The organism is Kineococcus indalonis, assembly GCF_009906395.1.
Taxonomy (GTDB): domain Bacteria; phylum Actinomycetota; class Actinomycetes; order Actinomycetales; family Kineococcaceae; genus Kineococcus; species Kineococcus indalonis.
In genome coordinates this window covers 1-5,020 of record NZ_JAAALM010000302.1, presented here as the reverse complement: position 1 = coordinate 5,020, position 5,020 = coordinate 1, and the positions used below count along the sequence as shown (strand labels likewise).

Sequence of the window (5,020 nt, the reverse complement as noted above, 5' to 3'; positions counted from 1 at the left end):
CGCCGGCGCCGGCGTCGGCGGCGGCGCGGGCGGCGGCCGCCGCGGCCACCGAGCCGTTGACCATGCCGGTGCCGTGGTCGCCGTCGCCGGCGATGGCGTCGATGCGGCCCAGCTCGGCCTCGGCGTCCTTGAGGGCGTCGCGCACGGTCTCGATGAGCGCGGCGACCTTCTGGCCGGCCGCGGCCGCGGCCTCGGGGGTGCCGGAGTAGTCCGCCACCTCGTCCTCGGGCGCCTCGTACACCGGGGCCGGGGTGGTCTCGATGACCGGCCCGACGGACATGGCCGGGCACTGCGCCGGGGCGGTCCACAGCCGCTCCAGCTCCTCGTCCAGCCAGGTCACCGTCAGCGAGGCGCCGGCCATGTCCAGCGACGTGACCAGCTCGCCGACCTGCGGGGCGACGATCTGGTAGCCGGCCGCGCGCAGGCGCTGCGCGATGGGGGCGTACAGCAGGAACAGCTCCTCGTACTTCGTGGAGCCCAGGCCGTTGACCAGCACGGTGATGCGCCCGGTGTCCGGGGCGCCGGCCGGCTTGCCGTCCAGCACGCGCTGCACGAGCAGCTCGGCGATCTCCTCGGGGGAGCCGATGGGCTCCTCGGAGATCCCCGGCTCGCCGTGGATGCCCAGCCCGACGCCCATGTGGCCCTCGGTGACCGTGAAGAGCGGCTCGGTCTCGCCGGGCAGGGTGCACCCGGCGAAGGCGATGCCCATCGAGCGGGTCAGCTCGTTGGCGTGCCGGGCGGCGCGCACCACGCCGTCGAAGTCGTAGCCGGCCTCGGCGGCCGCGCCGGCGATCTTGAAGGCGACCACGTCGCCGGCGATGCCGCGGCGCTCGCCGTTGGCGCCCTGGCCCTCGGAGGCGACGTCGTCGGTGACCACGATCAGCTCGGCGGGGATGCCCTCGGCGCGCAGCCGCTCGGCGGCCAGGCCGAAGTTGAGGATGTCGCCGGCGTAGTTGCCGAAGCCCAGGACCACGCCACCGCCGCGGTTGGCGGCCTTGGCGACGTCGTAGACCCAGCGGGTGGAGGGGGAGGCGAAGACGTTGCCGCACACCGCCCCGTCGGCCAGGCCCGGGCCCACGTACCCGGCGAAGGCCGGGTAGTGCCCGGAGCCGCCGCCGACGACCACGGCGACCTTGCCCTCGGGGGTGGCGGTGGAGCGGACCACGCCGTGCGGGACCGGCTGCACGTACTGCGAGTACAGGTCGGTGAACCCGGCCATCGCGTCGTCCACGAACGAGGACGGGTCCCCGAAGATCTTCGTCATGTCGAACGGTCTCCTTCGATCGCTCAGAGGGTGCGGAACGGCGCCCAGGCGGTCTGCTTGGGCAGCACGCGGCGGATGTACTCGCGGTTGGTGGCGCCCACGCTGATGCTGTCGCCGCCGTAGTGCTCCACGCAGAAGGCGCCGCGGAAGCCCGACTCGAGGGCGATGGCGATGGCCTTGCGGTAGTTGATGGTGCCGAACTCCAGCGGGGCGGGGTGCGTGCGCACCGAGCCGGTGCTGGGCTCCTCGTCGCGGTAGTAGTTCTTCAGGTGCCAGTAGTTGGTGTGCGGCAGCATCTTCGCCGCGATCTCCTCCCACGGCTCCACGGGGCGGTGCAGGCGCCAGATGTTGCCGAAGTCGGGGTTGAGGCCGACGTTGTCGTAGCCGACCTCGTGGATGAACCGCACGGCCGAGTCGGCGGTGCCGAGGTAGGTGTCCTCGTACATCTCCAGCGCGATCTGCACGCCCACCTCCTGGGCGTGCTTGGCCAGCTCCTGGATGCGCGAGACGGCGAGCTTGCGGGCCTCGTCGGAGAAGTCGTCGGCGTAGCCGGGCTCCAGCCAGAACCACAGCGCCTTCGCCTGGGCCGGGGTGAAGCCGCGCATGAAGCCGAAGTTGATCAGCGGGATGCCGATGGCCGCGCACGCGTCGATGGCGCGGTGGGAGTAGGCGAGGTTCTCCTCGGCCTTCTCGTGGTCCATGACGCTGCGGCGGGAGGTGGAGAACGCCGGGATGGTCAGGCCGGCCGCGCGCACGGTCCGCGCGAACTCCTGCAGCCGCTCCGGCGACAGGTCCGCGATGCGGATCCAGGTGTCGGTCGGGTCGATGCTGGTGTAGCCGGCGTCGGTCATCACCTCGAGGGTGGCCGCCCAGCCCTCGGCGGGCTGGTCCTGCACGGTCGTGCCGTCGGGCAGCACGTGCGGGTGCGGCATCATCGGGACGGTGATCGGCCAGTTCTCGCGCGTCAGCGTCTCGGGGTAGCCCTCGAAGACGGTCGTGCGCTGGGTGGGCTGTGCGGCGTCGTCGCTCACGTATCGCTCCATCGGGACTCCGGGTCCCAGATTCTATAGAAAATCAGGACGTGGAGCAGAGTGCCCCACGACCGCCCAACTGTCAACGGGCCCCGCGCGTGCCCGGCGCGCCCGGCCGGGCCGGCTCGGCCCGGGAGGACCGGCCCGCAGGGCTCAGCCGGGCGCGGCCCGCTCCAGCACCGCCCGCAGGTGCACCCGCATCGCGTCCGAGGCCGCGGCGGCGTCGCGCGCCTCGAAGGCCCGCACGATCGCCTCGTGCTCGGCCACGCTCTCCGCGGAGTCCGGCACGTGCTGCTCGACCTGGTGCAGGCGCTGCACGAAGCCGCGGAAGGAGTCCAGCGTGCGCACGATGAAGGGGTTGCCGGTGCCCTCGGCGACCAGCTCGTGGAAGGCCCAGTCGGCGGCCAGGTAGTCCTTGAAGCCGCTGTAGCCCGGCCCGGTGGGCGCCCGGCGCTGCCGCTCGACCGCCGCGTGCAGGCGCGCCACGAACTCGTCGTCGGCGCGGTCGCAGGCGCGCTCGGCGTTGCCCGGCTCCACCAGCAGCCGCACGTCCACCAGCTGGGCCAGCTCGCGCGCCGACAGCAGCGGCGCCGCCCGGTACCCGCGCCGCGCGCTGCGCACCACCAGCCCCGTGCCCTCCAGGCGCGCCAGCGCCTCGCGCACCGGCGTGGCCGACACGCCCAGCCGGTCGGCCAGGGTCTGCGTGCGCAGCGCCGAGCCGGGCTCGACGCCGCGGCTCATCAGCAGCTCCAGCAGCGCGTCGTGGACGGCGTCGGTGACCCCGCGGTGCTCCTCGGCCGTCCACGGCGACGGCCCGTCCGGGCGCGCGAGGGACACGGCGCCGGGTGGTGGGGTTCCCATGGCACGGGGACGTTACCTCCCGCGCCGGGCCCGCCCCGCGCACCGCCCGGGCGCCGTCTAGCGTGGCGCGCGTGAGCACCCAGCAGAGCGCGGCGGACGGCGGGCGGCAGGCGGACGGGACGACGGGCGGGGCGGTGGGCGGGCAGCTGGCCGCGCAGGCCCGGCAGGTGGCCCAGGACGAGGTCGTCGACCTCGCCCGCGACCTCATCCGCATCGACACCTCCAACTACGGCGACGGCTCCGGCCCCGGCGAGCGCGCGGCCGCCGAGCACGTCGCGGCCCTGCTGCACGAGGTGGGCCTGCAGCCGGAGTACGTCGAGGGGTTCCCCGGCCGCGGCAACGTCGTGGTGCGCATCCCCGGCGACGAGCGCGGCACCGCCGAGCGCGGCGCGCTGCTGCTGCACGGCCACCTGGACGTGGTGCCCGCGCGCGCCGCGGACTGGAGCGTGGACCCCTTCGCCGGGGAGGTCGTCGACGACTGCCTGTGGGGCCGCGGCGCCGTCGACATGAAGGACATGGACGCGATGGTCCTGGCCGTCGTGCGCGACCTGGCCCGCACCGGCCAGCGCCCCCCGCGCGACCTCGTCGTGGCGTTCCTGGCCGACGAGGAGGCCGCCGGCGTGCAGGGCGCGGAGTGGCTGGTGCACCACCGCCCCGACCTGTTCGAGGGCGTCACCGAGGCCGTCAGCGAGGTGGGCGGCTTCTCCGTCGACCTCGACGGCCGGCGCGCGTACCTGCTGCAGACCGCCGAGAAGGGCCTGGCGTGGCTGCGCCTGGTGGCGCACGGGCGCGCCGGGCACGGCTCGCAGGTCGGCACCGACAACGCCGTCACCCGCCTGTGCGCGGCCGTGGCCCGCATCGGCGCGCACGAGTGGCCCCTCGAGTACACCGCCACGGTGCGGCAGTTCCTGCAGGGCGTCTCGGAGATCACCGGCGTGCGCTTCGACGAGGACGACCCCTCGGCGCTGCTGGCGAAGCTGGGCACCACCGCCCGCTGGGTCGGCGCCACCCTGCAGAACACCGCCAACCCCACGGTGCTCGAGGCCGGCTACAAGCACAACGTCATCCCCGGCACCGCCACCGCGCTGGTCGACTGCCGCTTCCTGCCCGGCCGGCAGGACGAGCTGCTCGCCACGATCCGCGAGCTGGCCGGCGAGCGCGTGGACGTGGAGACCGTCAACCACAGCGTGGCGCTGGAGACGGGCTTCGCCGCGCCGCTGGTGGACCGCATGCGCGACGCGCTGCAGGCGGAGGACCCCGGCGCCGCCGTCCTGCCGTACTGCCTCTCCGGCGGCACCGACAACAAGTCCTTCTCCCACCTGGGCGTCCGCGGGTACGGCTTCGCCCCGCTGCGCCTGCCCGCCGGCATGGACTTCGCCGGCATGTTCCACGGCGTGGACGAGCGGGTGCCGCTGGACGCGCTGCGCTTCGGGGTGCGGGTGCTGCAGCGCTTCGTCGCCACCTGCTGAGGCGGGTCCCGGTGCCCCTCCGGCGCGCATGGTCCGCGCCGGACGGGGCAGGGGAGCGGCAGGGCCGCCGGTCGGCGGCCCCCCGCCCAGCACCCGGAGGCCGCAAGTGAGCACCGACACGTCCCGCCCCTTCGCCGTCGTCACCGGTGCCTCCACGGGCATCGGCCTGGAGCTGGCCAAGCAGTTCGCCACGGGCGGCTACGACCTGCTCGTGGCCGCCGAGGACGAGCGCGTCGAGGGCGTGCCCGCCCAGCTGCTGGAGGTCGAGCCGCGCGCCGTGGTGCACGCCGCGCGGGTGGACCTGGCCACCGCGGCGGGCGTAGAGCAGCTGTGGGCGCGGGCCACCGAGGGCGGGCGCGCCGTGGACGCCGTGGCGCTGCACGCCGGGGTGGGGG

At 74.8% G+C, this 5,020-nt stretch carries 5 protein-coding genes; 2 read left to right on the top strand and 3 right to left on the bottom strand.

All coding sequences use genetic code 11. The features are described from left to right. The 3 genes from GTR00_RS14305 to GTR00_RS14295 form a co-directional block, all read right to left on the bottom strand. On the bottom strand, window positions 1-1,264 hold a 1,264-nt coding region (locus GTR00_RS14305; RefSeq protein WP_166612278.1), incomplete at its 3' end, for a dihydroxyacetone kinase family protein. 23 nt (window positions 1,265-1,287) lie between these two features. Beyond that, complete coding sequence (locus GTR00_RS14300; protein WP_407659700.1) at window positions 1,288-2,199, bottom strand: sugar phosphate isomerase/epimerase family protein; 912 nt, start codon at window positions 2,197-2,199, stop codon at window positions 1,288-1,290. Window positions 2,200-2,448: 249 nt separating this feature from the next. Further along, the gene (locus tag GTR00_RS14295) at window positions 2,449-3,132 is read right to left on the bottom strand and encodes a GntR family transcriptional regulator (RefSeq protein WP_166612276.1); all 684 of its coding nucleotides are present in this window, start codon (window positions 3,130-3,132) and stop codon (window positions 2,449-2,451) included. Between the two features lie 170 nt (window positions 3,133-3,302). On the opposite strand from GTR00_RS14295, the gene GTR00_RS14290 reads away from it, so the two are divergent. Beyond that, window positions 3,303-4,625, top strand: a complete 1,323-nt coding sequence (locus GTR00_RS14290) for a M20/M25/M40 family metallo-hydrolase (RefSeq protein WP_166612279.1) — start codon at window positions 3,303-3,305, stop codon at window positions 4,623-4,625. A 106-nt stretch (window positions 4,626-4,731) separates the two neighbouring features. Further along, on the top strand, window positions 4,732-5,020 hold a 289-nt coding region (locus GTR00_RS24140; protein ID WP_166612275.1), incomplete at its 3' end, for an SDR family NAD(P)-dependent oxidoreductase.